This window comes from Mesorhizobium sp. M0701 (assembly GCF_040320365.1).
GTDB lineage: Bacteria > Pseudomonadota > Alphaproteobacteria > Rhizobiales > Rhizobiaceae > Mesorhizobium.
Genome location: NZ_JAMYPO010000045.1, coordinates 1 through 25,009 on the forward strand (window position 1 = coordinate 1; position 25,009 = coordinate 25,009).

At 62.2% G+C, this 25,009-nt stretch carries 23 protein-coding genes and 1 tRNA gene; 10 read left to right on the forward strand and 14 right to left on the reverse strand.

The features are described 5' to 3' along the window. Positions 1–94: 94 nt before the first annotated feature. A tRNA-Ser gene (locus NKI24_RS29285) sits at positions 95–184 on the reverse strand. 460 nt (positions 185–644) lie between these two features. Here NKI24_RS29285 and NKI24_RS29290 point away from each other — a divergent pair. The 8 genes from NKI24_RS29290 to NKI24_RS29325 all read left to right on the forward strand — a co-directional run bounded on the left by NKI24_RS29290 (position 645) and on the right by NKI24_RS29325 (position 9,246). Further along, positions 645–1,376 (forward strand): hypothetical protein, encoded by a 732-nt coding sequence (locus NKI24_RS29290; protein ID WP_352750096.1) that lies wholly within the window; start codon positions 645–647, stop codon positions 1,374–1,376. 273 nt (positions 1,377–1,649) lie between these two features. Beyond that, complete coding sequence (locus tag NKI24_RS29295) at positions 1,650–2,873, forward strand: septal ring lytic transglycosylase RlpA family protein (protein ID WP_352750097.1); 1,224 nt, start codon at positions 1,650–1,652, stop codon at positions 2,871–2,873. A 101-nt stretch (positions 2,874–2,974) separates the two neighbouring features. After that, on the forward strand, positions 2,975–4,135 hold the full coding sequence (locus tag NKI24_RS29300) for a D-alanyl-D-alanine carboxypeptidase family protein (RefSeq protein ID WP_352750098.1): 1,161 nt from the start codon (positions 2,975–2,977) through the stop codon (positions 4,133–4,135). Between the two features lie 64 nt (positions 4,136–4,199). Next, entirely contained in the window at positions 4,200–4,874 is a 675-nt protein-coding gene (tmk, locus tag NKI24_RS29305; RefSeq protein WP_352542016.1) for a dTMP kinase, read from the forward strand. Next, positions 4,871–5,926, forward strand: coding sequence for a DNA polymerase III subunit delta' (locus tag NKI24_RS29310; protein WP_352750099.1), 1,056 nt, complete (start codon positions 4,871–4,873; stop codon positions 5,924–5,926). The genes tmk and NKI24_RS29310 overlap by 4 nt, the downstream gene beginning before the upstream one ends. Before the next feature lie 153 nt (positions 5,927–6,079). Beyond that, a complete protein-coding gene (gene metG / locus NKI24_RS29315; protein WP_352448923.1) occupies positions 6,080–7,630 on the forward strand; it encodes a methionine--tRNA ligase in 1,551 nt (516 codons plus the stop codon). Then, positions 7,630–8,424, forward strand: a complete 795-nt coding sequence (locus tag NKI24_RS29320; RefSeq protein WP_352448924.1) for a TatD family hydrolase — start codon at positions 7,630–7,632, stop codon at positions 8,422–8,424. The genes metG and NKI24_RS29320 overlap by 1 nt, the downstream gene beginning before the upstream one ends. A 3-nt stretch (positions 8,425–8,427) precedes the next feature. Next, positions 8,428–9,246 (forward strand): MBL fold metallo-hydrolase, encoded by an 819-nt coding sequence (locus NKI24_RS29325; protein WP_352750100.1) that lies wholly within the window; start codon positions 8,428–8,430, stop codon positions 9,244–9,246. Between the two features lie 188 nt (positions 9,247–9,434). Here NKI24_RS29325 and NKI24_RS29330 read toward each other — a convergent pair whose 3' ends face one another. From NKI24_RS29330 to NKI24_RS29350, 5 genes are read right to left on the reverse strand one after another with little or no spacing between them, the layout of a single operon-like run. After that, a complete protein-coding gene (locus tag NKI24_RS29330) occupies positions 9,435–9,695 on the reverse strand; it encodes a hypothetical protein (RefSeq protein WP_352750101.1) in 261 nt (86 codons plus the stop codon). Between the two features lie 34 nt (positions 9,696–9,729). Then, a complete protein-coding gene (locus NKI24_RS29335) occupies positions 9,730–10,377 on the reverse strand; it encodes a DUF2076 domain-containing protein (protein ID WP_352750116.1) in 648 nt (215 codons plus the stop codon). 32 nt (positions 10,378–10,409) lie between these two features. Further along, positions 10,410–11,117: a Bax inhibitor-1/YccA family protein gene (locus tag NKI24_RS29340; RefSeq protein WP_352750102.1), complete on the reverse strand. Its 708-nt coding sequence runs from the start codon at positions 11,115–11,117 to the stop codon at positions 10,410–10,412. 24 nt (positions 11,118–11,141) lie between these two features. Continuing rightward, the gene (locus tag NKI24_RS29345) at positions 11,142–11,915 is read right to left on the reverse strand and encodes an anti-sigma factor family protein (protein WP_352448928.1); all 774 of its coding nucleotides are present in this window, start codon (positions 11,913–11,915) and stop codon (positions 11,142–11,144) included. After that, a complete protein-coding gene (locus tag NKI24_RS29350) occupies positions 11,912–12,445 on the reverse strand; it encodes a sigma-70 family RNA polymerase sigma factor (protein WP_502901495.1) in 534 nt (177 codons plus the stop codon). The genes NKI24_RS29345 and NKI24_RS29350 overlap by 4 nt, the downstream gene beginning before the upstream one ends. Positions 12,446–12,663: 218 nt before the next feature. Here NKI24_RS29350 and NKI24_RS29355 point away from each other — a divergent pair, with 218 nt between their 5' ends. Both NKI24_RS29355 and mazG read left to right on the forward strand, forming a co-directional pair. Further along, positions 12,664–13,848: an amino acid aminotransferase gene (locus NKI24_RS29355; protein ID WP_352448930.1), complete on the forward strand. Its 1,185-nt coding sequence runs from the start codon at positions 12,664–12,666 to the stop codon at positions 13,846–13,848. Between the two features lie 136 nt (positions 13,849–13,984). Next, positions 13,985–14,809 (forward strand): nucleoside triphosphate pyrophosphohydrolase, encoded by an 825-nt coding sequence (gene mazG / locus NKI24_RS29360; protein ID WP_352750104.1) that lies wholly within the window; start codon positions 13,985–13,987, stop codon positions 14,807–14,809. A gap of 6 nt (positions 14,810–14,815) precedes the next feature. On the opposite strand, the gene hflX is transcribed toward mazG, so the two are convergent. The 8 genes from hflX to dusB form a co-directional block, all read right to left on the reverse strand. Further along, positions 14,816–16,207, reverse strand: coding sequence for a GTPase HflX (gene hflX, locus NKI24_RS29365; RefSeq protein WP_352750105.1), 1,392 nt, complete (start codon positions 16,205–16,207; stop codon positions 14,816–14,818). Beyond that, complete coding sequence (gene hfq / locus NKI24_RS29370) at positions 16,208–16,453, reverse strand: RNA chaperone Hfq (protein ID WP_006202172.1); 246 nt, start codon at positions 16,451–16,453, stop codon at positions 16,208–16,210. Between the two features lie 145 nt (positions 16,454–16,598). Then, positions 16,599–17,462 carry a D-amino-acid transaminase gene (locus NKI24_RS29375; protein ID WP_352750106.1) on the reverse strand — a complete coding sequence of 288 codons (864 nt, stop codon included), beginning with the start codon at positions 17,460–17,462 and terminating at the stop codon, positions 16,599–16,601. An 88-nt stretch (positions 17,463–17,550) separates the two neighbouring features. Continuing rightward, positions 17,551–18,912 carry a nitrogen assimilation response regulator NtrX gene (gene ntrX, locus NKI24_RS29380; protein WP_352615761.1) on the reverse strand — a complete coding sequence of 454 codons (1,362 nt, stop codon included), beginning with the start codon at positions 18,910–18,912 and terminating at the stop codon, positions 17,551–17,553. Further along, positions 18,902–21,187 (reverse strand): sensor histidine kinase NtrY-like, encoded by a 2,286-nt coding sequence (locus NKI24_RS29385; protein WP_352750107.1) that lies wholly within the window; start codon positions 21,185–21,187, stop codon positions 18,902–18,904. Before NKI24_RS29385 ends, ntrX begins: the two co-directional genes overlap by 11 nt. Before the next feature lie 128 nt (positions 21,188–21,315). Next, entirely contained in the window at positions 21,316–22,776 is a 1,461-nt protein-coding gene (gene ntrC, locus NKI24_RS29390) for a nitrogen regulation protein NR(I) (RefSeq protein ID WP_023675074.1), read from the reverse strand. Continuing rightward, entirely contained in the window at positions 22,773–23,915 is a 1,143-nt protein-coding gene (locus NKI24_RS29395) for a two-component system sensor histidine kinase NtrB (protein WP_023675075.1), read from the reverse strand. Before NKI24_RS29395 ends, ntrC begins: the two co-directional genes overlap by 4 nt. After that, positions 23,912–24,937 carry a tRNA dihydrouridine synthase DusB gene (gene dusB / locus NKI24_RS29400; RefSeq protein ID WP_352448935.1) on the reverse strand — a complete coding sequence of 342 codons (1,026 nt, stop codon included), beginning with the start codon at positions 24,935–24,937 and terminating at the stop codon, positions 23,912–23,914. The genes NKI24_RS29395 and dusB overlap by 4 nt, the downstream gene beginning before the upstream one ends. Between the last annotated feature and the right edge of the window lie 72 nt (positions 24,938–25,009).

Genomic DNA, 25,009 nt, shown 5'->3' on the forward strand with positions numbered 1-25,009 from the left:
TGCAGACCATCGACAACCCGTTCGGCACGAGGTTGTCACCCATGTCTTAAGTACAATCTGTTACCCATGTCTCCGGGTTGGACAAGGACGGATATGGCGGAGGGAGTGGGATTCGAACCCACGGTGGGCTTGCACCCACGCCGGTTTTCAAGACCGGTGCCTTAAACCGCTCGGCCATCCCTCCAAGGTGATTTTTCAATCACTTAGGATATCGCGAGAGGAGCGGGTTCGAGCTGTCGGTACCGGATTGGCACCAGGACGTTCCCCGACCGGTTCGCGCTCCATTCCTGTAAAGCCGCATTCAACGCCAAGTCAACCGTGGCGGCCGCACCTTTCGGCGCGATCCAGCGCGTTGAGCAGCGTCATGGCGAGCTGTGTTTGTGCTGAGTGTGGAAAATCGTTTTTAAAACCCGCACGGACTATTAATCGTTGAGCGCTGATATGTTGGGCGCGTTAGGCACATGTAAGTAAATCGTATTCTGGAGTTGATTTTGGCCGTACTTGGCGCTCTCCCGCCCGGTCTTCGCTGTAGACCAGTCCGCGAAACCGACTGGGAGGGAGTGGTTGATTGCCTGTGCAGGGGCTTTCCGGCGCGTAACCGGAGTTACTGGATACACGCTCTGACCCGCTTGTCGCAGCGGCCTGTGGTTGCCGAGTTCCCACAATATGGCTTTGCTTTGGAGCATGCCGGTCGGATCGTCGGCGTTGTGCTCACCCTTTATGCTCGCTATCACGGGTCGGAGAGCGAGGAAATTCGCTGCAATCTTTCAAGCTGGTCAGTCGATGCAGATTTCCGTCCCTATGGCGCCATGTTGGTTGCGGCGGTTCTCAAGCGGAAGGACGTGACCTACACGAACATTTCGCCTGCACAAGCGACATTGAAAGCCAACCGGGCGCTAGGCTTTCGGCTCTTCTCCAGCGGACAATTTACCTTCTTGCCGGCTTTAAGTTCGGCGCAGCGGTCATGTCGCGTGGTCGAAGTGCGTCCCGATCTTCCGGAATTGGCGATGCTGCCCGAGGGTGAGAGATACATACTCTCGGAACACGCCGCGCTGGGCTGCCTGTCGTTGATCTGCATTTGCGACGGAGCAGCGTTCCCCATGGTGTTGATGCCGCGCCGAATGTTGCACGGTGTTATCCAGTGCCATCAGGTCATCTATTGCCGCTCGCTTGCGGATTTGAGCCGCTGCGCCGGCGCGATGGGGCGCTTTCTCTTGCGAAGCGGAATCCTGGTTTGCTTTGTCGACGCCAAGGAGCCGATTCCAGGCTTGGTGGGATGGTACCGCCCCAACAAGGGGCTGAAATACTTCAAAGGTCCCAGACCACCCGCACTTGGAGATCTGACGTTCACCGAACTTGTGATATTCGGTCCCTGAATCTGCGCTCGCAGCCACGCCAAGCCAGGGGCAAAGTGCGCCACGAATGGCGTTTCTGATCGATAAGCGATGATTTTCATGCCGATCAGCGAGGCGGTCCGTGCCACAATCTCGCCCGGTTCCGACCACAATCGGTTAATACGGTGATAAACAATTCCTGCGCACAAAAAGGATTGGGGTAGGGCGTCGCCGGCGTTTCTGGAGTGGGTGCTTTGGCATCGCTGACGTTCATGCTGCGGTGCCTTCGTCGATGCTATAGGGGACAATCAAAATATGCAGACCACGGCGCGCCCGCGTCTTCGTCGCGCTTCCGCTTTCGCGCTGTTTGCCTTGTCGGCAGCCTTTCTTGCAGCATGTGCCGGGCCGCAGCAAAGGGCGATGGTCAACAAGAAACCTCGCTCCAAGGAATATTTTTCCGAAGCCGAATACGGCGTGAAAGCCAGCCCGCGCGTCATGTTCAAGACGTCTCGCGGACGCGACCAGCTCGGCAAGCCCTATCAGGTGCGCGGCAAGTGGTATTATCCGAAGGAAGACAAACGTTACGCCAAGGTTGGCCTCGCATCCTGGTACGGTGAGGCCTTCCACGGCCGGTTGACGGCCAACGGCGAAGTCTACGACATGGCAGATCTGACGGCGGCGCATCCGACCATGCCGCTGCCGAGCTATGCGCGGGTCACCAACATGAAGACCGGCAGCTCGGTGATCGTGCGCGTCAACGACCGCGGGCCCTATCATGATGGACGCATCATCGATGTGTCGAAGCGCGCTGCTGAAATGCTCGATTATGCCAATGTCGGTACGGCCGAGGTGAAGGTCGAATATGTCGGCCGTGCGTCGCTCGAAGGCAATGACGGGCAGTATCTGGTGGCTTCGTATCGTCCAGGCAACAGGGCGCCGGATCCGTCGGACGGTCTGCCCAGCGGCGTCATGGTCGCGATGAATGGGCCGTCGCCAAGCCTGCCGGTGAGCGCTGCTGCCGTGCCGTTCCCCGGTCAGCTGACGAATTCCGGGCAGGGATCCGATGCACGGCCTGTCATGGCGGTGCAAGCATCTGCTTCGGGAGACATTGTACTGCCCGATTTCGGCCCGATCGTGCCGGAGCGTCCGGAGATCAACCTGCCGGCGCAATCGCCGTTCACCATGGCGTCGCTGTCTTACGCCGACGAGCGCGTGCAGCGCGCCTCCAACGCGTTTGCCGGGCTGGATCGCACCGGCATGTCGTCCGCCGAGCTTCTTCAATCGTGGAAGCGGCAAGCCCCTCCAGCCGGGTCGCCCACCGCCTATGTCGCGGCGGGTTCATTCGAGAATGCCGCCGAAGCGGAGCGTGTGGCTGCCCAGCTTTCCAGCTTCGGCAAGACCGAAATCCAGCGCTCGGAACTTGAAGGCAAGGACTGGTACTCGGTCAACCTCTTTGCCGACGGTCGTGGCAGCCTGGACGAGATGCTGCAGGCAGCGTGGTCGCATGGTGCGCCGGATGCGCTTGCGGTACGCAACTGAGTTCGGGGCTGCCTGGTTTTTTCGCGCGCGATTGATCCGCCAGGCAAAAGCCTGATAGCTTCTGCCAACTTGCAAAAGCGCCGGCTCACTGGTCGAACCTGATGAAATCTTTTCACCCTTTCACCGGGCTTGTGGCGCTCGGCCTGCTGCTGCTCTCGCTTGCGCAGGCCTCAGCTCAGCTTTTCGAGACCAAGGCCGCCCAGGCCTTCATGATCGATGCCGAAACCGGAACCGTGCTGTTTTCCAAGGACGCCGACAGGTTGATCCCGCCGGCCTCGCTGGCCAAGCTCATGACGATGGAAGTGGCTTTCGACGCCATCAAATCAGGGCGCATGACGCTCGATGACACCTTCGTGGTGAGCGAGAACGCCTGGCGCAAAGGCGGCGCTCCTTCGGGGACATCGACCATGTTCGCCAAGCTCAAGTCGACGATCCGGCTGGAAGACCTGATCCAGGGCGTGACCGTGCAGGCGGCCAATGACGGCTGTATCGTCATCGCTGAAGGGATGGCCGGGTCCGAAGCAAACTTCGCGGCGCAGATGACCGGGCGTGCCCGCCAGATCGGCTTGCAGAAATCGACTTTCGTCAATTCCACCGGTCTGCCGGCCGATGGGCAGCAAACGAGCGTTCGCGAACTCGCGCTTCTGGCGCTGCATATCTGGCGCAACTACCCGGATCTCTACCGCTATTACGGCCAGAAGGATTTTACCTGGAACAAGATTTCCCAGAGGAACCGCAATCCGCTACTGGCCATGGACATAGGCGCCGACGGGCTCGCGGTCGGTGCCAGCGAGCAATCCGGGTTCGGCATTGTCGGCTCGGTCAGCCACAACGGCACAAGGGTGATCGCGGCGATGAGCGGTCTGGCAAACGACCGTGAGCGGGCTGAGGAAGCGCGAAAGCTGCTCGACTGGGGCGTTCGCTCCTTCGAGAAGACTGAAGTATTCGCCAAGGACGAAGTGGTTGGCGAAGCCCAGGTCTTTGGCGGTGCCAAGTCCGGTGTCGCGTTAAAGGCAAAAGGACCGGTGGAGATCTTCCTGCCGATCACCAACCGCGACAAGCTCACCGCCAGGATCGTCTATGACGGACCGGTGGCAGCGCCGGTGGAGGAGGGGCAGCCGGTGGGTACGCTGCGCGTCTGGATCGGCGATACGCTGAGCCAGGAGACGCCGCTGTTTGCCGCCGAGTCGATCGGTGTCGGTTCGCTGCCGCAGCGCGCGCTCGACGCCGCCAAGGAACTGGCCGTCGGCTGGCTGCGTTAGCACCGTCGCGGTGGACCTTTTTTCCCGCCGGGACTATACGGTCCCCGAAGTATGGACAAAGGCTTTGGCGCGCGGATTTTTCATCACTTTTGAAGGCGGCGAAGGAGCAGGCAAGTCGACGCAGATCGAGCGGCTGGCAAAGAAGATGCGCGCCAAGAAATACGATGTGCTGGTGACACGTGAGCCGGGTGGCTCGCCGGGCGCGGAGGCGGTCAGGCATGTCCTGCTTTCAGGCGCAGCCGAGCCGTTCGGCCCCAAGATGGAAGCTCTGCTTTTCGCCGCTGCGCGTTCCGACCATGTCGAACAGGTCATCCGGCCGGCAGTCGAGCGCGGTTCGGTCGTACTTTGCGATCGTTTCATGGATTCCTCGCGCGTCTACCAGGGCGTCACCGGCGGCCTCGACCCGGCATTCATGGACGCATTGGAGAAGGTCGCCATCAACGGCATGGTGCCGGACATGACACTGATCTTCGACATCGACCCCGCCGAGGGCCTGAGGCGCGCTACCGCCCGGCGGGGCAGCAGTGACGGACCGGACCGCTTCGAGAAAGAAACATTGGCCATCCACCAACGCCGGCGCGAGGCGTTTCTCGCGATCGCCTCAGCTGAACCCGAACGCTGCGTTGTCGTCGATGCCTCAGCCGACCTAGATGCGGTGGAGGATGTCGTTACCGCCGCGGTCTTCGCGGCTCTCGAGAGGATGATGCCGGCGCAAAGAAAGCAGGCGGCGCCAGCATGATTTTCGAACGCATCGCGCCCGAACAGCACGACACGCTGGACGGGGTGCCCGAGCCATCCGAGACGCCGCGTCTTGTCGGTCACCTGCAGGCGGCCAACATGCTCGCCACCGCTTACCGCTCGGGAAAGCTGCCGCACGCACTGATCTTTGCCGGACCGGTTGGCATCGGCAAGGCGACGCTGGCCTTTCACCTGGCGCATCATCTGTTGAAGCACCCGGCCTTCGAGCAGGCGCCGGAAAGCCTTGCCGTTCCAGATCCGGCTTCGTCGCTGTTTCGACAGATCGCCACCGGCGCGCATCCTTCGGTGCTGCATCTTACACGCCCGGTGAACGACAAGACCAAGAGCTTCAAGACAGTGGTCACGGTCGACGAAATCCGCAAGGTCAGCCGTTTTCTGTCGCTGACCTCGCATGACGGCAGCTACCGGGTGGTTATCGTCGATCCCGCCGACGACATGAACACCAATGCTGCCAATGCCTTGCTGAAGAATCTTGAAGAGCCACCCGCGCGCACCTTGTTCATCCTCATCGTCCATGCGCCGGGCAGTCTGCTGCCGACGATCCGGTCGCGCTGCCAGATGGTGCGGTTGGCGCCGCTCGATGCCGAGAGCTTGATGACGGTTCTGGAAGGCATCGAGCCGCCGCCACCGGAGGATCCTGGGGCGCGCGCGGCGCTGGCGGAGCGGGCAGGGGGCAGCGCGCGCAATGCGATCCTGTTGACGCAGTATGGAGGGCTCGAAATCGCCGCCACCCTCGACGCCCTGGTGATGTCCAAGAAGATAGATGTCGCAGGCGCCTACCGTCTTGCCGAGGCGGTCGCCGGCCGCGACCAGGCAATCCCGTTCGAGATATTCAATCGCCGCGCGCTTGATCTGCTGTCGGCCGGCGCCAGCCAGGCCGCGCTCGCCGGCGATCTCGCGCGGGCCAAAACGCTGTCGGATACTTGGCACGAGGCTTTGAACGCTATATCTGAAACCGAGACCTACAATCTCGACAAAAAGCAGCACGCCCTGACCATGATCGACCGCCTGAATTCTGCAATGCGAATGTGACGGCCGCCGGCGTGGCTTTGAAGCCCCTGAGTATTGATCCCAATCAATCGCAGGAACTTCGAAGCCACCACATTGGCGTCGGATGGCAATTGCCGTTTCGATGCGATATCTCACCGCGACATCTTTCATTCAGACATTCATGACGGCTCATCCATGGCACGCGAAAAATACTACGTCACGACGGCTATTTCCTATCCGAACGGCAAACCGCATATCGGCCATGCCTACGAGTTGATTGCCACCGACGCGCTGGCCCGCTTCCAGCGGCTCGACGGTAAGGACGTGCTCTTTCTCACCGGCACCGACGAGCACGGCATCAAGATGCTGCAGACGGCGAAGAGAGAAGGTATTTCAGCGCGCGATCTGGCAGACCGCAACTCGGCCGATTTCGAGCGCATGGCCGTCGCGCTCAATGCCTCCAACGACGATTTCATCCGCACCACGGAAAAGCGGCACTACAAGGCCTCGCAGGCGATCTGGAAGGCGATGGCCGCCAATGGCGACGTCTATAAAGGCGGCTATGCCGGCTGGTACTCGGTGCGTGACGAAGCCTATTACGGCGAAGAAGAGACCGAGGTGCGTAGCGACAATGTCCGCTACGGGCCGCAGGGGACGCCGGTCGAATGGGTCGAGGAAGAGAGCTACTTCTTCCGGCTGTCGGCTTATCAGGACAGGCTCCTTGCACTTTACGAAAACCAGCCCGATTTCGTCGGTCCTGCCGAGAGGCGCAATGAGGTGATGAGCTTCGTCAGGTCCGGCCTGAAGGACCTATCGATCTCGCGCACCACGTTCGACTGGGGCATCCCGGTGCCGGGCGACGAGAAGCATGTGATGTATGTCTGGGTCGACGCCTTGACCAACTACATCACCGCCGCCGGCTATCCGGATCCGGCCAATGAGAGATGGTCGTTCTGGCCGGCAAACGCGCACGTCATCGGCAAGGACATCGTCCGCTTCCACGCGGTCTACTGGCCGGCTTTCCTGATGTCGGCTGGCATCGAATTGCCGAAGCGCGTGTTCGCGCATGGTTTTTTGTTCAACCGCGGCGAGAAAATGTCGAAGTCGGTCGGCAACGTCATCGACCCGTTCGCGATGATCGAGCACTACGGCCTCGACCAGGTGCGCTATTTCTTGCTGCGCGAAGTGCCGTTCGGCCAGGACGGCAGCTACAGCCATGATGCGATCGTCAACCGCACCAATGCCGACCTTGCCAATGGCCTCGGCAATCTGGCGCAGCGCTCGCTGAAGATGGTCGCCAAGAACTGCAGCGGCGCGGTGCCAAAGCGCGGCGAACTGACCGAAGCCGACAGCGCCATCCTCGACCAAGCGGTGGGGGCACTCGCCGTCGCGCGAAAGGCGATGGCGGATCAGGGCATCCATTTGGCGCTGGCGGCGATCTTCGGAGTGGTGGCCGAAGCTGACCGCTATTTCGCCTCTCAGCAACCCTGGGCGCTAAGCAAAAGCGATCCGGACCGTATGAAGACAGTTCTGTGGACGACGATCGAAGTCGTCCGGCGCGTGACGCTGCTCTGCCAGCCCTTTGTTCCGGGGTCGGCTGCAAAGCTGCTCGACCTGCTGGCGGTGCCGGCAAACAACCGTGACTTTGCGCATGTCCACGCCGACTATGCGCTGGTGCCCGGCACGGCATTGCCCGCGCCGGAGGCGGTCTTTCCGCGTTACGAAAAGCAGGACGCGAACGCCTGATGCTGGTCGACAGTCACTGCCACCTCGACTTTCCGGATTTCGCCGAAGAGCGGGCGGCCATTGTCGCCCGCGCCCTAGCGGCCGGCATCGGCCGAATGGTGACGATCTCGACGAGGGTTAGGCGATTTAACCAAGTGCTTGAGATTGCAGAGACTTTCGATGAGGTCTATTGCTCGGTCGGCACCCACCCGCATAATGCGGCCGAAGAGCTTGATGTCACTGTCGATGATCTGGTGCGGCTCTCTGCTCATCGCAAAGTGGTGGCGATCGGCGAGGCCGGACTCGACTATTTCTACGATCATGCGCCGCGCGACGCACAGGCGCAGGGCTTTCGCACCCACATCGCCGCGGCGCGCGTGACCGGTCTGCCGCTGGTCATCCATTCGCGCGACGCCGACGACGACATGGCTGATATCCTCGAAGAAGAAACGGGGAAGGGCGCCTTCCCCTTCATCCTGCACTGTTTTTCGTCGGGGCGCCGGCTGGCCGAGATCGGCGTGGCGCTTGGCGGCTACGTCTCGTTTTCCGGCATCCTCACCTTCAAAAACTCCGCCGAGCTGCGCGCCGTCGCCGCCGATGTGCCGCGCGACCGTCTGCTGGTCGAAACCGACGCGCCATACCTTGCGCCGATCCCGTTTCGCGGCAAGCGTAATGAGCCCGCCTATGTCGCGCATACAGCCAAGGTGCTGGCCGAGACGATCGGCTTCAGCGAGGCCGAGATCGCTAATATCACCACGGATAATTTCTTCCGGCTGTTCAGGAAAATGCCGCGCCCGAGCGCGCCGGGCGCCTGACGCATGAGCGACCGGTTACGTCTTACCGTCCTCGGCTGCGGCTCATCGCCGGGCACGCCACGCATCACCGGCGACTGGGGCGATTGCGATCCCGCGAACCCCCGGAACCGGCGCACGCGCACCGCAGCGCTCGTCGAGCGGATCGCGGCGAGTGGCGCCCGGACCACGGTCGTCATCGACACCGGCCCGGATTTCCGCGAGCAGATGCTGCTGGCATCGGTCAAGCGCATCGATGCGGTGGTCTATACACATCCGCATGCCGACCATATCCACGGCATCGACGATTTGCGCGGCTTCGTGCTCGAGCAGCGCCACCGGATCGACATCCATGCGGATCAGGCTACCATGCTGCGCCTACGCGAGGCGTTCCGCTACTGTTTCGAAACACCGAAAGGCAGTTCGTATCCGCCGATCGTCAACGCCCATATCATCGACCACCACAGGCCGGTGGTGATCGCAGGCGAGGGCGGCGCCCTCACCCTCGAACCGCTGCTGCAGCTCCATGGCGACATCACCTCGCTGGGTTTCCGCATCGGCGGGCTGGCCTATTGCCCTGACGTCAGCGACTTTCCGGAGGCGACCGCCAAGCGTTTGCGCGGGCTGGACATGCTGGTCATCGACGCGCTGCAATACACCGTCCATCCGAGCCATCTGTCGCTTGGCCAGGCGCTTGGCTGGATCGAAAGACTGGCGCCGAAGAACGCGGTGCTGACGCATATGCATGTGCCACTCGACTACGCTACGGTAATGGCCGAGACGCCGGCCAACGTCGAGCCTGCTTATGACGGCATGACGATCGAAATCCCTTACGAATCAGCGTGAAAGACTAAGTTTTTACGTCCTGGGTTCCCGAGTTGGATCTCGCGAGGTGCTAGCTTCACGTCACATCCAATCGGCCATGCCAGTTCCATAATCTATCTTATGCGACTACACCTATAGGATCCGTCGGCGGCGAGATCAGGCCGGTCACTCTTAGACATTCGCAACAGCGCTGTGGGGCAACGGGCATGCTAGGGTTGCGAATCATGAACACGCTTCCGCTGCTTGCAAGTCTTGCCCTCACCCTCGCCTGCGCGCTCACTGGCGCGCGAGCGCAGGACCTTGATCGTGCGCCAGGCAAGAACGACCTGGCTTTCGCCAAACGTGTTGTTGGGTTCGCCGACAATGCTGATCCGCACACCACAGCCGTGAGCTGGAATGGCCTCCAGACACTCTTCGTCGATTACCTGACCGCTGAGGACTATCCGGAACGCCCGCTCGTCGCGCTGCAACGGCTAGCCGACAACAGATATCGCGCAATCCAGGTCACGATCGGTGAACAAGAGGGCGACACACCGGACATAGCGCTCGGCCTCGCCAACGCCGACCACGACCCGGCAAAGGAACTGATCGTGATACTTTCCTGGGCTCAGATGCACTACGATGTCGAAGGGACGCTCTACGAAGTTCGCATCTTCGATGGCCCCAAGCCAGCGGCGTCGGCTGTTCAGCTGCCTTCGCTTCGCTGCCGCCAAACCCGCCGGCGATCGCGTTGCCGAGCAGCACGCCGCCCGCCACGCCCATCGCGGTCTGCGCGGCGCCGGCAAGAAAACCGCCGCCTGCCCGCTGTGGCGAGTCCTGCGGCCCTTCAGTTGCAACGGAGGCGGTGCGCCCTACCCGCGGAACCGAGCCTGAGCGCCTGCCGCCGCTGCGGCCGAAGAAGCCGCTGAGCGGTCCACCGCCGGCCGGCTGCCGCGCCTGCTCCTCCAGTTCTTCTATGCGCGCCTGAGCTGCGTTCAGGGCCTGCTCCTGAACCACGATCGTCTGGGCCATGTAATATAGCGCCCCAGGCTGCTGGGTGATCTGGTCCTGGATGAAGCGCTCTGCTTCGGCATCGCGCGGCGGCGCCTGGCGCTCGGCGCTTGCCAACTTCTCGAAGAGCTGTCCGATCGCTTGCTGATCGTTTCTGTCCATGATGTCCAACTCCGGTCTTGGTTCAACGCCGGCTATTCGCGCTCGCCGGTGAAGTTCAACAGCAGTTGGAAGATGTTGATGAAGTTCAGATAGAGCGAGAATGCACCGAAGACAGCGAGTTTCTGCTGTGATTCCGCGCCGAAGTTTTCCGCATACTGCTCCTTGATCGTCTGGGTATCCCAGGCGGTGAGGCCGATGAAGACGGCGATGCCGATCACAGAGATCGCGAATTGGAGCGCGGTCGAGCCCAGGAAGATATTGACGATGCTGGCGATCACCACGCCGATCAGGCCCATGATCAGGAACGACGAAAACTGCGTCAGGTCGCGTTTGGTCGTGTACCCGTAAAGGCTGGTCACGCCGAACATGGTGGCGGCGATGAAGAAGGTGCGCGCGATGCTGGTGCCGGTAAAGACCAGGAACACGGAAGCCAGCGACAGGCCCATGACCGCGCAGAATGCCCAGAACATCGCCTGGGCGCCGCCTGCCGACATCGCCTGCATCCGAAACGAGAACAAGAGCACAAAGGCCAGCGGGGCCAGCATCACCACCCATTTCAGCGGTGTGGAGAAGATCGGCACGTAAAGAGCGGGCGTAGAAGCCACCACGAACGCGATCACGCCCGTAACGACGAGGCCAAGGCCCATATAGTTATAGACGCGCAGCATGTGCCGGCGCAGGCCTTCATCGTAGACGGCTCCGGCTCGGGCTCCGGCCCCGATATATCCGAGATTGTTCATGTGGTTCTCCTTCTTGCAAGTCGATCAGTAAAGCGTTTTGGCGAGGGCTTCGGCCGTGCGATCGAGACCGCCGACATCGCTGCGTCCGACGACCGCGTAGGCGACCTCGCCGATCTGGAAATAAGCCGAGGAAACTTCGCCCGAGGGAACGACGGTCGGCTTGACGACGTCGAATGTTCCGGGCCTGATCGCGAACAACGAGACCAGCCCCATCTCTTTCGTCTCGACAGCCATCTCGACGCTCGGTCCGAATTGCGATGGATAGATCTGCACGTCACGGACCGTCCAGTCCGCTGGCAGCGATGGCATCACGATCGCCGTCGCGGCGCGGATTTCGTCGGCATTGTAGCCGGGTGCTTCGGGTTGCGACGACATCGCCTCGCGCACGAGCGTCGTGCGGTGCGCCCGGACCGCATCCTCCACATAGGCCGGCGGATGGGTCGAAGCGACGACTTCCGTCACCGATATCGGTCCGATGAGCCCGTTCGCAAGCCAGCCGGCAGCGACGAAGACAGCGACTGCCGCAGCTCGCTGCAAAGCACCAAGGACGCGGCCGCGCGCCAATCCCCGCTCCAGCCGCCGTGCAGCATCGGCCGTCGCGGGCCGCGCCATGCCTTTCGATCCGGCAAGCGCCACGCGCAATTCGTCACGCATCCGTAAGTCGGACATCACCCGCGCGGCCGCGTCCGGGCGGGCCGAAAGGAACGCCTCGACCTCGATGCGACGAGCCACGTCCAGCTGATCGTCGACATAGGCGTCGAGATCGGCGTCGGTCACGGGATCGCGCAGTTGGTTCATGATCCACCTCCGACGATCTTCAGATGGCCTTTCGCGCGTGCCGGCACCGCGCCCTCCATCTCGCGCAGGGCCGCACGCGCCCTGCCGATGCGCGACATCAGCGTGCCAAGCGGCACGCCACTCACCTCAGCGGCCTGGCTGTAGCTAAGCCCCTCGATGGCGACGAGATGCAACGCCGAACGCTGCTCCTCCGGCAATTCGAAAAACGCTTCGCGCACCTGCGCCAGACGGACCGAATGTTCCTGCGGAGCCGGGACATTCGCCTCGGCGAGATAGCCCGCCTGTTCGATGCGCATTGCTTCGGATTTGCGGGACCGCAGACCGTCGATGAATGCATTATGGACGATCGACAGCAGCCATACGCGAAGATTTCCGCCGGAGCGGAAGCTGCCGCGTCGCTCATAGGCACGCACCAGCGCATCATGCACCAGATCCTCTGCATCGGCGCTGTCGCGCGTCAGCGAGCGTGCATAGCGGCGCAGCGAACCAAGCTGTCCCAGAATATCGAAGCGTGGCATCGGCCGTTTCATGTCCTGTTTACGGAGCAGGTCGGGATGTTAATCCCGCTCTCCCCGAAATTTTCTTACGGCTCGCCGCGTTCTCGTCCTGGGAGATATCGGGCCCGCTCTCGCCCGCCAGATAGTATCGGCCGCCTTCGAGGCAAACCGGCGCCGAGTTGGCGCATATGAAACTGCTGGCAAAGCACGGCCGGTTTGCGTATCACTCCGCCGCCAACGGAACCTTATCGATGTTCGAAAATCTCCAGCCCGCGCCTGCCGACAAGATCCTGGCCTTGATCGGCCTCTATCGCGCCGACCCGCGTCCCGACAAGGTCGATCTTGGGGTCGGCGTCTATAAGGATCGCGACGGCAAGACGCCGGTGATGCGCGCGGTGCGCGAAGCCGAAAAGCGGCTGCTGCAGGGCCAGGATACCAAGACCTATCTCGGCCTTGCCGGCGATACCGCCTTCAACGCGGCGATGGCCAGGTTGGTGTTCGGCCCAGCCGCCGACATGACGCGCATTCGTGCGGCGCAGGCGCCAGGCGGCTCCGGCGCGCTGCGGCTGGTAGCAGAGCTGCTGAAAAGGACCCGCACCGACGCGATGGTCTGGCTGTCGGATCCGACATGGCCGAACCACATGCCGGTGATGCGCGCCGCTGGCCTGCAGACACGCGAATATCCCTATTTCGACGCTGCTTCTGGTGCGGTTCGCTTCGACGACATGCTGAATGCATTGAGAACCGCGAATCCTGGCGACGTCGTATTGTTGCATGGCTGCTGCCATAACCCGACAGGCGCCAATCTAGACATCTCGCAATGGGCTGCCATTGCCGATCTTGTCGTTGAGCGCGGCCTGCTGCCCTTTGTCGACATCGCCTATCAGGGCTTTGGCGAGGGACTTGATGCGGATGCCGCCGGCTTGCGCCTTCTGGCGGCAAAAGTTCCGGAAATGGTCGTTGCCTCCAGCTGCTCGAAGAACTTTGCCGTCTATCGCGACCGAGTCGGTGCAGCGCTGATCATGGCGAAAGGTGGCGCGCAGGCGGATTTGGCGATGGGCCAGATGCTGTCGGCGGCGCGCGCCATGTATTCGATGCCGCCGGACCACGGCGCGGCGGCGGTGCGCATCGTGCTTGAAGACCCCGTATTGCGTTCCGACTGGGAGGCAGAGCTTGAAGAGATGCGGCTGCGCATGCTGCGGCTGCGCGTCCAGTTCGCCGAGGCGCTGCGGCGGCAGTCCAACTCCGACCGTTTCGATTTCGTCGCCAGCCATCGCGGCATGTTTTCCCGGCTTGGCCTGTCGGAAGCGCAAGTCGAGCGGCTGCGCGCCGAGCATGCCATCTATATGGTCGGCGACAGCCGCATCAACGTTGCCGGCCTGCCCGAGGACGGCATGGATGCGCTCGCCAAGGCGATAGTCTCCGTGCTCGACTGATGCTTTTGCTAACTAGGATCTTCCGGAAACCGGCTTCCACTTTCGTATCATGGTCTGGCGGCCCGTCTGTGGACAAGGCGCCCTCACCGGCTGAAGCCGTTGGCCGCACAGCCGTGTACAGGATAGCGTTTCCCAGATGAAACCCTCGAAAGACATTTCCCGACTGATCGAGATCATGGCAGCGCTGCGGGCGCCGGAAACCGGCTGCCCGTGGGATATCGAGCAGGACTTTTCGACAATCGCGCCGTACACGATCGAGGAAGCCTACGAAGTGGCGGACGCCATTGCGCGCGGCGATCTGGACGATCTGCGGGATGAACTCGGCGATCTCCTGCTGCAAGTGGTCTACCACGCGCAAATGGCCGAGGAGGCCGGCGAATTTTCATTCGGCGATGTGGTCCTGGCCATCACCACAAAACTGATCCGCCGCCACCCCCATGTCTTCGGCGACGACAAGGCGCGCAGCGCCGGCATGGCCAAGGGCATGTGGGAAAAGATCAAGGCAGAGGAAAAGGCGGAGAAGCGCAGTGCGCGCCTCGCCCGAGGGCTCGACCCGGAAGACCATGGCAAGGGCTTTCTCGACAGTGTGCCGGTCGCCCTGCCCGCACTGACCCGAGCGCTCAAGCTGCAGGAAAAGGCCGCCCGCGTCGGCTTCGACTGGAGCGAGGCGGCACCGATCCTCGAAAAGATCGAGGAGGAGATCGGCGAATTGCGAGAAGCGCTGGCCAAAGGCGACAGCGCGCCGATCAAGGATGAGTTCGGCGACATGCTGTTTGCGGTCGTCAATCTCGGCCGGCACCTCAAAATTGATTCCGAAGCGGCACTCAGCGGCACCAACGAAAAATTTCGGTCGCGCTTCCACTATGTCGAGCGGACGCTGCAAGCGTCGGGAAACAGCCTTGAAGAGGCAACGCTGGACGAGATGGAAGCGCTCTGGCAGCAGGCAAAAAGCGCGAAGTAAACGCCCCTACCCATTGTTTTGACGGCGCAATCGGCTTTCGATCTCCTGCCGGGCGCTGTGCGTGGCCTTGAGCGCGATGGTCACACTGCCATCCTCATTGTCATCACGCGAGACGATGTCGCCGTTGCGGTAAAGCCAGTCGATGACGCCGAGTTGGTCAGGCTTGAGTGTGACGGTGAACGTCTCCAGTTCGCCCGACATCATCGTCTCGATGATCGCCTTCAGCGCATCGATGCCCTCGCCGGTCACCGCCGATATGGCGATCGGCGGTGCCTTCTTGCCGTCAGCACCATCGGCAAGCAGCCGCGCCCGGTTGCCCTCGTCGAGCCGGTCGATCTTGTTCCATACTTCGATGACGCGCTTGCTATCGCGGGCATCGACGCCGAGATCGGCAAGGATGCGCTCGACATCTTCGGCCTGCGCGGCCGTATCGGGATCGGAGATGTCGCGCAGATGAATGACGAGGTCTGCCTCGACCACTTCCTCCAGTGTCGCCCTGAAGGCCGCGACAAGATGCGTTGGCAGGTCGGAAATGAAGCCGACCGTATCGGAAAGGATGATCAGCGTGCCGTGCGGCAGACGCACGCGGCGCAGCGTCGGGTCGAGCGTGGCAAACAGCATGTCTTCGGCCAGCACCCCTGCTCCGGTCAGCCGGTTGAACAGAGTCGACTTGCCGGCATTGGTGTAGCCGACGATCGCCACCACCGGAAATGGCACCTTCTTGCGCTTGGCGCGGTGCAGGTCGCGGGTGCGGCGCACAGTTTCGAGCTCGTGCTTCAGCTTGGTGATCTTGTCCTGCAGCACACGCCGATCCGACTCGATCTGGGTCTCGCCAGGGCCGCCGAGAAAGCCGGCGCCGCCACGCTGGCGCTCGAGGTGGGTCCAGCTCCGCACAAGGCGGCCTTTCTGGTAGTTGAGATGGGCAAGATCGACCTGCAGCGTGCCTTCCTTGGTGCGGGCGCGCTCGCCGAAAATCTCCAGGATCAGCCCGGTGCGGTCGAGCACCTTGGCGTTCAACTCTTTTTCGAGGTTGCGCTGCTGTACCGGGGTCAGCGGATGATCGACAATGACCACTTCCGCGTGGCCCTCTTTGACGATCTCAGCGAACTCCGCCACCTTGCCGCTGCCGAGCAAGGTCGCCGGGCGTGGATCGTTGACGGTCACCACCGCCGTGTGGACCAGGTCGAGGTCGATTGCGCTGGCGAGGCCGACGGCCTCGTCGCGACGAGCCTCGGCGGAGCGGGTCAGGCGGGGGCGGTTGGTGTCGTCGTCGCCACGAGGCTGCCGGGTAAGCACCGGCACGATAACCACCGCCCGGGTCGGGCCGTTGGCCTCTGTCCCGGTCTGATGTGCTGGTTTTCCGCGAACGCTGCGGTCCGCGTCTTTCTCACGTGCCAATCAGGCGCCCTGGCTTTCCTCACCATCGAACATCTGAACCGGCTGGCTCGGCATGATCGTGGAAATAGCGTGCTTGTAGACAAGCTGGGAATGGCCGTCGCGACGCAGCAGAACGCAGAAATTGTCGAACGAAGTGACCACGCCGGTCAGCTTCACGCCGTTGATGAGAAAGATGGTGAGTGGATTTTTGCTCTTGCGAACTGAATTCAGGAACAGGTCCTGAAGATTTTGCGATCGTTCCGCCATTGTTCTTGTCTTTCGCCGATCCCCTTCGGTTTGCAGGCCAATGCGCCAAATTAGCCGGCACATGTCAAGCACGCAAACACCATCTTGCCGTCAGTAACGACAAGCAGAACGAGATATATTGATGTTCATTCCATCTGTGCGGTTATCAGGCTGGACTTTTTTCCGCAACGTCAAAAAAGGCCTGCCGTAATGAAACTGTTATCGAGCCCGGGTAGCCGTTGGCGACGGGAGCGCCATCGATCGCCACCACCGGCATGGCAATCGTGGTCGCGGAGCTGATGAAAACCTCGCGCGCGGCCTTGGCTTCAGCCACCGAAAAACCGCGCTCCTCGATCTTCAGGCCGAGCTTGGCGGCCACGTCGAACAGCGTCGTACGGGTGATGCCGCGCAGGATGCCGTGCTCGGCCGGCCGCGTCACCAGCACGCCATCCCCGGTGATGATCCAGGCGTTCGACGATCCACCTTCCTTGACGGTGCCGTCGACATCGACGAACCAGGCCTCCTGAGCGCCGGCTTCCTTGGCTTTCTGCTTGGCCAGCACGTTCGGCAGCAGGCCGACCGACTTGATATCGACCCGATCCCACCGGTTCTCCGGCACCGTGATAACCCGGATCCCGCTCTCGGCCCGCTTCGCGGCAGCTGCAGGATCGGCTTTTTTGGCAGTCACCACCAGCGACGGCTTCGTGTCCGCCGGCGGGAAGAAAAACTCGCGGCTGGCGACGCCGCGTGTCACCTGGACATAGACCAGGCCGTCGACGACATGGTTGCGGCGCACCACCTCGCGCATGACGAGCGGCAGCACGCCGCGCGTGATCGGCCAATCGATCGAGAGTTCGGCAAGTGAGCGGTTCAATCGGGCGAGATGGCGCGGCATGTCGACGATGAAGCCTCGTGCCACCTCGCAGACCTCGTAGACGCCGTCGGCGAATTGATAGCCACGGTCCTCGACATGCACGGAAGCTTCGGCGTGAGCGACGTAGCGCCCGTTCACATACGCAATGCGCGGCATGGCTAATCCCTGAAAAAAGTCCAGCTTTCTTATGCGATTCCAAGACCGCCGTAACCGATAATTGGGTGGGCCACGACTGGTTTGGCTGTCAGACGCCCAGCGACTTCAGCTTGCGGTGCAATGCAGAGCGTTCCATGCCGATAAACTCTGCCGTCTTCGAGATATTGCCGCCAAAACGGTTGATCTGGGCGATCAGATAGTCCTTCTCGAATTGTTCGCGCGCTTCCCGCAGCGGCAGCGCCATTATGTGCTGATCGGATTTGTTTGGAGTGCGCGGCATGACGTCGCCGATCTCGGCAGGCAGGAGATCGGCGGTGATCGGCGCATCGACATCGTCGCCGCGCGCCAGGATCATCAGCCGCTCGACATTGTTGCGCAACTGGCGAACGTTGCCCGGCCAGTTATGCGCCTGCAGCACCGCCAGCGCGTCGTCGCCGATGCGGCGCGGCTTGATGCCGGCCTGGCGAGCGATCTGCTTCATGAAATTGTCGACCAGATAAGGAATGTCCTCGCGACGCTCGGCCAGTCCCGGCACCATGACCGGAACCACGGCCAGGCGATGATAAAGGTCCTCGCGGAAACGGCCGTCGGCGATCATGGCTTCCAGGTTCTGCGAGGTCGACGAGATGATGCGCACGTCGACCTTGACCCGCTTGGTGCCCCCTACCCGCTCGAACTGCTGTTCGACCAGCACGCGCAGGATCTTGTTTTGCGTCTCGCGCGGCATGTCGGCCACTTCATCGATGTAGAGAATGCCGCGATGGGCTTCCTCCAGCGCGCCGACCTTGCGTTCGACGCCGTTCGATTCGGTGCCGAACAACTCGATCTCCATACGCTCAGGCGTGATGTTGGCGGCGCTCAGCGTCACAAACGGTGCACTCTTGCGCGCAGAGAGCGCGTGAATGGCGCGCGCCGCCAGTTCCTTGCCCGAGCCGGAGGGGCCGATAATCATGACGCGGCTGTTGGTCGGCGCGACGCGCTCGATGGTCTGGCGCAATTGGCTCATTGCCGATGACATGCCGATGAGGTCGAAAGTCTCGCCGCTGCGCAGCTTGAGATCCGAAACCTCGCGTCTCAATTTGGAGGTTTCGAGCGCCCGTTCGGCAATGAGGATCAGCCTGTCGGCCTTGAATGGCTTTTCGATGAAATCATAGGCGCCGCGGCGGATGGCCGAGACTGCCGTTTCGATATTGCCGTGGCCCGAGATCATCACCACCGGCAGGTTCGGGTGCATCGTCTTGATCTCGTCAAGCAAGACAAGGCCATCGAGCCGCGAGCCCTGCAGCCAGATGTCGAGGAAAATCAGCCTGGGTGCCCGGTCGGCAACCGCCGCAAGCGCGCTGTCGGCGTCAAACGCCGTGCGTGTTTCGTGACCTTCGTCGCTCAGGATACCGGCGACGAGTTCGCGGATGTCTTCCTCGTCATCGACGATGAGAATATCAGACGCCATTACCGACCTTTTCAGTTTCTTTTTCGTGTTCCGTCTTGCCCTCGCCGCGTATCGGAACGGTGGCGGCAACCGGCAGGATGATGCTGATCATTGCGCCCCGCCCATCGTGGAAGTCCGCTGGTGCATCGTGCAATTCGAGTCGCCCGCCATGGTCCTCCACGATCTTCTTGACGATAGCGAGGCCAAGCCCGGTGCCTTTCTCGCGTGTCGTCATGTAAGGCTCGAGCAAGCGCTGCCGGTTTTCGCGCGGCAAGCCCCTGCCGTTGTCGATGACGTCGATTCGAATCGCGCCATTCTGACGCCCGGCTTGAATCCGGATTATGCCGTGCGGACGATCCTCTGCATCAAGTCCGTCGATGGCCTCGGCAGCATTCTTGACGACGTTGCCGAACGCCTGCGCCATCAGCCGGCTGTCGAACGTGCCTTTGAGCGGCTCATTGCCGAAGACGCGCTCGAAGGTGATGTCGGCGCGGCTCACTTCGACCAGGAACGAGGCCTCGCGCAACGAATCGCGCAGATCGATTGCCTTCATTTCCGGTTTCGGCATGCGGGCGAACGCCGAGAACTCGTCGACCATGCGGCCGATGTCCTCCACTTGCCGGATGATGGTGTCGGTGCATTGATCGAAAACCTCACGGTCCTCGGTGATGACCTTGCCGTAACGGCGCTTGATGCGCTCGGCCGAAAGCTGGATCGGCGTCAGCGGGTTCTTGATCTCGTGGGCGATGCGCCGCGCCACGTCGGCCCATGCAGAGGAACGCTGTGCCTGGACCAGATCGGTAATATCGTCGACTGTCACGACGTAGGATTTATCCTCCGAACCGTCGTCGCCGGCTTCGATCGTGATCTGCACGTTGAAGGTCCGTTCGGTGCCGGCACGATAGAAGGTGACTTGTTCGCGATAGACCGGCTTGCCCGACTTGCGGCCGATCTCGAAGACGCGGCCGACATGCGGCAGCACGGCCGAAAGGTTCTGCCCAAGCGCTGCCGTGGCGGATATGGCCAGCATCGTTTCGGCCGAACGGTTGACGATGGTGACGATGCCATATGGATCGACGCCGATGACCCCGGCGGTGACGCCGGCAAGCACCGCCTCCGAAAAGCGTCGCCGCTCGTCGATCAAATCCTTGGCCGACAGGATCTCGTTACGCTGCGATTTCAGCTCCATCAGCATCTTGTTGAAGGTGTCGCCGAGCGAGGCGACGTCGCCGTCGGAGGGGCGGACTGGCACGGCCACATCGAGATTGCCGGTGGCGACCTCGTCGGCCGCGCCGATGAGCTGACGAATCGGCCGCACCAGGCGGTCGGCCACCGCAATGCCAGTCCAGATGGCGGACAGGATGATGATCAGCGTCAGCGACAGATAGGGAAGCGCGAAAGCCACTTGCGAGGTGCGGCGATTGTCTTCGAGACCGCGATATTCGGCGGTGTTGGATTTGACGATCTGCCGTGCCTTGATCACCTCGGGATCGACGAGGCGGATGGTGTAGAGATAGAGGCCGTCGATCTCGCGCAGCTTGACGATCGCACCCATGATGTTGCGGGTGCGCGGCTCTATCAGCACCGGCTTGCCGTCGGCAGCGCTTGCCACGGCGCCCTCCGGCGGCTCTGGCATGGCAAAGTCCGCGTCGGTCTTGGCGCTCATAACGAAGGAACCATCGGGCTTGATGAGTGCTGCGTGTGCCAGCGAACGTCCCACCGCCTCCTTGTTCATGAGATCGAGGAACCCGGTGCGATCGAGGCCGTAGAGCGTGCGCGAAGCGTCGAGGTCGTAAGCCATCGACAACGTCGTGCCCTGAAGATTTCGCGCGTTTTCCTGCACATAGGCGTCAGCGATCGACAACGACGAATTGACGATCGTCTTGGTGCGGATCTCGAACCAGCGATCGAGGCCGATGTCGAGCGTGATCGACGCGATGATCGCCACCATGATCGCGGGGATGGCGGCGACCAGCGCAAACATCGCCACTATGCGCACATGCAGGCGCGACGCAGCCTTGCCGTGCCGGCGTGCCATCAGGATGCGATGCACCTCGCGGCCGACCAGCAAGATCAGAAACAGGACGAACGCCGCATTAAGCGCAATCAGCGCCAGCGTCGTCCTCGCGTCGGGCGTGATCGGCGTCGCGCCGACCAGAATGGCGAAGGAGATCGCCGCCGTCACCAGCGCACCGGCAACGGCGATCACGCCGGGCAGCGCAAGCAGCCGGCGACCGTCTCGCGCGCCCGTATTGCTGAAAAGCGATTTGCTCAGTGTCGGTGCGTGCAGGGCCATGTCGCCGTCTAGAGCCAGTGATTGCGTCGGATGTATGCAACGCATTGTGGCGATTATGCAACAAGTGTGGCCGAGACGGAAATCTTTCCGCAATCGATCCCCTGGAAAGCGCTCGTAAAGGGATTCGTCTAGACCTGCCTGGACGATTTGTAGACGTTGACGCCGAGTTCGCGAATCTTTTTGCGCAGCGTGTTGCGGTTGAGCCCCAGCAATTCCGCAGCCTTGATCTGGTTACCGCGCGTTGCGGTCATCGAGGCGAGGACCAGCGGGTATTCGACCTCGGAGAGGATTCGCTGATAGAGCCCGGCCGGCGGCAAGTCGCCGGCAAACGAGGCAAAATAGCGCTGCAGGAAATGCTCCACCGCCTGGCCGATGGAAAGGTCGTCGGGAATGAGGTTGCCGCCACCTGGAACGACAGGCCTTTCACCGGTCTTCAACTCCGCCTCGATGATCTCGGCGGAAATCTCGTCCTGCGAATACAGTGCGGCCAGCCTGCGGATGAGGTTTTCGAGTTCGCGCACGTTGCCCGGCCATGGGTAGCGCTTCATCAGCTCGATGCCGCCGGTGGAAATGCGCTTGGTCTGCAGGCCTTCACTGGCGCCGAGCTTGAAGAAGTGGCGGACGAGGTCCGGAATGTCCTCCGATCGCTCGCGCAGCGCCGGCAGCCTGAGCGGCACAACGTTCAAGCGGTAGAACAGGTCCTCGCGGAAAAGCCCCTGATTGATCAGCGTGCGCAGGTCCTTGTTGGTGGCAGCGACGATGCGCACGTCGGTCTTGATCGGCGTGCGGCCGCCGACCGTGGTGTATTCGCCCTGCTGCAGCACACGCAGCAGCCGCGTCTGCGCTTCCATCGGCATGTCGCCGATCTCGTCGAGGAACAGCGTGCCGCCTTCGGCCTGCTCGAAACGGCCAGTGGAGCGGTTCTGTGCGCCGGTAAAGGCGCCCTTCTCGTGCCCGAATAGTTCCGATTCGATCAGGTCGCGTGGGATCGCCGCCATGTTGATGGCGACGAAGGGGCCACCACGACGACGGCCATATTCATGCAGCGCGCGCGCCACCAGTTCCTTGCCGGTACCCGATTCGCCCGAGATCATCACCGTCAGGTCGGTCTGCATCATGCGCGCCAGCATGCGGTAGATGTCCTGCATGGCCGCCGAGCGGCCGACCAGCGGCATCGTTTCAGGCGGCTCGTCGGCACGCGTATCGATCTTGGGCCGCCGCGGCTCGGAAAGCGCGCGGTTGACGATGTTGAGCAGCTCCGTCAGGTCGAACGGTTTCGGCAGATATTCATAGGCTCCGGTTTCGGAGGCCCGGATCGCAGTCATGAACGTGTTCTGCGCACTCATGACGATGACCGGCAGTTCCGGTCGCGCCTTCTTGATGCGCGGCAGCATGTCGAAGGCGTTCTCGTCGGGCATGACAACGTCGGTGATGACCAGATCGCCCTCGCCCGCCGCCACCCAGCGCCACAGCGTCGAGGCATTGGAGGTGACGCGCACGTCGTGGCCGACGCGCGAAAGCGCCTGGTTGAGGACAGTGCGGATGGCCGCATCGTCGTCGGCGACGAGAATATTGCCGCGAACGGTCATTTGCGGTCTCCTTCACCGTCGTCGTCGGTGCCAAACTGAGTTTCTTTCCACGCCGGCATCAGGATGCGGAAGGTGGTCCCGCGCGGCGTCGATTCGCATTCAATGATGCCGCCATGCTCGCCGACGATCTTTGCGACCAGCGCCAGACCGAGACCGGAGCCGTTCGGCTTGGTGGTGATGAAGGGATCGAACAGGATCGGCAGGATATCCTCGGAGACACCCGAACCGTTGTCGCGCACGCAGAATTCCAATGGCAGCGACACGCGGTCCTGCGTTCCGGGCACGGAAACACGGATGCCCGGGCGGAAGGCGGTCGACAGCATGATCTCGCCCTGCGGATCGCTGCCGATCGCCTCGGCGGCATTTTTTACCAGATTGAGGAATACTTGGATGAGCTGGTCGCGATTGGCAAAGACCGGAGGCAATGATGGATCATAATCCTCTAATATCTTGATCCTCTTGGCAAAACCGTTCTTGGCGATTGCTTTGACATGGTCGAGCACGACATGGATGTTGACAGGGTAGCGGTCGATCGGCCGCTCGTCCGAAAACACCTCCATGCGGTCGACCAGCGAGACAATGCGGTCGGTCTCGTCGGTGATCAGCCTGGTCAGTGCGCGATCCTCGTCGGACGCCGACAGTTCAAGCAGCTGCGCGGCACCACGAATGCCGGACAGCGGGTTCTTGATCTCATGGGCAAGCATCGCGGCAAGGCCGGTGACCGAGCGCGCCGCACCGCGATGCGTCATCTGCCGGTCGATCTTGTCGGCCATTGAGCGTTCCTGGAACATTACCACGACGGAGCCTGGAAATTCCGTCACAGGCGCGACGTAGAGATCGACCACCTTCTCGATGCCGAGCCGCGGCGACGACACGTCCACCCGGTATTCGTTGACCGGCGCCCGGCGCTCGCGCACCTGGTCGACAAGCGTCAGCAGCGGACTGCCGAAAGGAATGAGCTTGTGCAGCGTGTTGCGGGCGAGCATCGTGGCGCTCGACCGGAAAAAATCCTCGGCATCGGCATTGGCGAAGGTGATGAAACCTTGCGGATCGACCATGATCACCGGCCGGCGAATGGTGTTGAGCACAATATGCGCGGCGTCCGCCATATCCGTGCTCTGTGTGACGGTGGCGTTCATGCCGCACTCCGCAGGTTCGCCGCTTCGGGAGCGGTTGAAAACATGTCGCGCAGCAACGCAATGACACGCCCAGGCTCGAAAGACGTGAGTATGGCCTTGCGCCGGTCATCGCTTGTGGCGGCGTGGCGGTCGAGATACCAGCCGAGATGCTTGCGCGCCTGGCGCAATCCGCTTTCCACGCCATAGAACGTCAGCATGTCTTCGTAATGGGCAATGACGTAATCGGACAGCGCTTGCGGGCTTTCCGGCATGCCGGATACCGGCTCGGCCAGCGCGGCCGCTACAATGCTGCCGGCGGTCCACGGCGCGCCATAGTGCGCACGGCCGACCATCACCGCGTCGGCGCCGGACTGGTCAAGGATCGACGCAGCCTCTGCCGGCGAGCCGACATCGCCATTGGCAACGACCGGGATCGAGACGGCCTGCTTGACGCGTGCGATGGCACGCCAGTCGGCCGTGCCCTGATAGAACTGGCACCGTGTGCGGCCGTGCACCGTCACCATCATCACCCCGGCCTGCTCGGCGCGTCGCGCCAGCATCGGCGCGTTGAGCGCGCCTTCGTCCCAGCCGAGCCGCATTTTGACCGTGACCGGCACGTCGACCGCGCCGACTACCGCTTCGATCAGCGACAGCGCGTGGTCGAGGTCTCGCATCAGTGCCGAACCGGCATAGCCGCCCGTCACCTTTTTGGCCGGACAGCCCATGTTGATGTCGACGATGTCGGCGCCTTCGCCGACCGCGATTCGCGCGCCCTCGGCCATGTGCATCGCCTCGCGGCCGGCAAGCTGGACCATGTGGACAGGCAGCCCGGAATGACGGATGCGCAGGCCCGAGCCAGCCCTGCCCTTTGCAAGCTCACCGCTCGCCACCATTTCCGACACGACCAGCCCGGCGCCATGGACATAGGCGCGCTGCCGGAACGGCTCGTCGGTGATGCCCGACATCGGCGCGAGAAACACGCGGTTGCGGATTCTCACGCCACCCACATCCAGCGGCGAAGCCAATTTGGTCACATCAGGCATGCACAAAAACCAAGCACCTTGGGTTGCTGCACATTCTCTAGCCAGAACGACGGCAATGTGCAACGCGCAATG

What these genes read in the sequence shown, in the direction of transcription:
- ntrC (WP_023675074.1), bottom strand. Translation starts at nt 22,776, where the DNA reads ATGACCGTTCGCGGCAATATTCTCGTCGCCGACGACGATGCGGCCATC.
- NKI24_RS29300 (WP_352750098.1), top strand. Translation starts at nt 2,975, where the DNA reads ATGAAATCTTTTCACCCTTTCACCGGGCTTGTGGCGCTCGGCCTGCTG.
- NKI24_RS29345 (WP_352448928.1), bottom strand. Translation starts at nt 11,915, where the DNA reads ATGAACCAACTGCGCGATCCCGTGACCGACGCCGATCTCGACGCCTAT.
- NKI24_RS29320 (WP_352448924.1), top strand. Translation starts at nt 7,630, where the DNA reads ATGCTGGTCGACAGTCACTGCCACCTCGACTTTCCGGATTTCGCCGAA.
- NKI24_RS29355 (WP_352448930.1), top strand. Translation starts at nt 12,664, where the DNA reads ATGTTCGAAAATCTCCAGCCCGCGCCTGCCGACAAGATCCTGGCCTTG.
- NKI24_RS29340 (WP_352750102.1), bottom strand. Translation starts at nt 11,117, where the DNA reads ATGAACAATCTCGGATATATCGGGGCCGGAGCCCGAGCCGGAGCCGTC.
- NKI24_RS29310 (WP_352750099.1), top strand. Translation starts at nt 4,871, where the DNA reads ATGATTTTCGAACGCATCGCGCCCGAACAGCACGACACGCTGGACGGG.
- metG (WP_352448923.1), top strand. Translation starts at nt 6,080, where the DNA reads ATGGCACGCGAAAAATACTACGTCACGACGGCTATTTCCTATCCGAAC.
- NKI24_RS29325 (WP_352750100.1), top strand. Translation starts at nt 8,428, where the DNA reads ATGAGCGACCGGTTACGTCTTACCGTCCTCGGCTGCGGCTCATCGCCG.
- NKI24_RS29385 (WP_352750107.1), bottom strand. Translation starts at nt 21,187, where the DNA reads ATGGCCCTGCACGCACCGACACTGAGCAAATCGCTTTTCAGCAATACG.
- NKI24_RS29350 (WP_502901495.1), bottom strand. Translation starts at nt 12,445, where the DNA reads ATGAAACGGCCGATGCCACGCTTCGATATTCTGGGACAGCTTGGTTCG.
- NKI24_RS29335 (WP_352750116.1), bottom strand. Translation starts at nt 10,377, where the DNA reads ATGGACAGAAACGATCAGCAAGCGATCGGACAGCTCTTCGAGAAGTTG.
- mazG (WP_352750104.1), top strand. Translation starts at nt 13,985, where the DNA reads ATGAAACCCTCGAAAGACATTTCCCGACTGATCGAGATCATGGCAGCG.
- NKI24_RS29295 (WP_352750097.1), top strand. Translation starts at nt 1,650, where the DNA reads ATGCAGACCACGGCGCGCCCGCGTCTTCGTCGCGCTTCCGCTTTCGCG.
- hfq (WP_006202172.1), bottom strand. Translation starts at nt 16,453, where the DNA reads ATGGCGGAACGATCGCAAAATCTTCAGGACCTGTTCCTGAATTCAGTT.
- NKI24_RS29395 (WP_023675075.1), bottom strand. Translation starts at nt 23,915, where the DNA reads ATGAACGCCACCGTCACACAGAGCACGGATATGGCGGACGCCGCGCAT.
- NKI24_RS29375 (WP_352750106.1), bottom strand. Translation starts at nt 17,462, where the DNA reads ATGCCGCGCATTGCGTATGTGAACGGGCGCTACGTCGCTCACGCCGAA.
- ntrX (WP_352615761.1), bottom strand. Translation starts at nt 18,912, where the DNA reads ATGGCGTCTGATATTCTCATCGTCGATGACGAGGAAGACATCCGCGAA.
- dusB (WP_352448935.1), bottom strand. Translation starts at nt 24,937, where the DNA reads ATGCCTGATGTGACCAAATTGGCTTCGCCGCTGGATGTGGGTGGCGTG.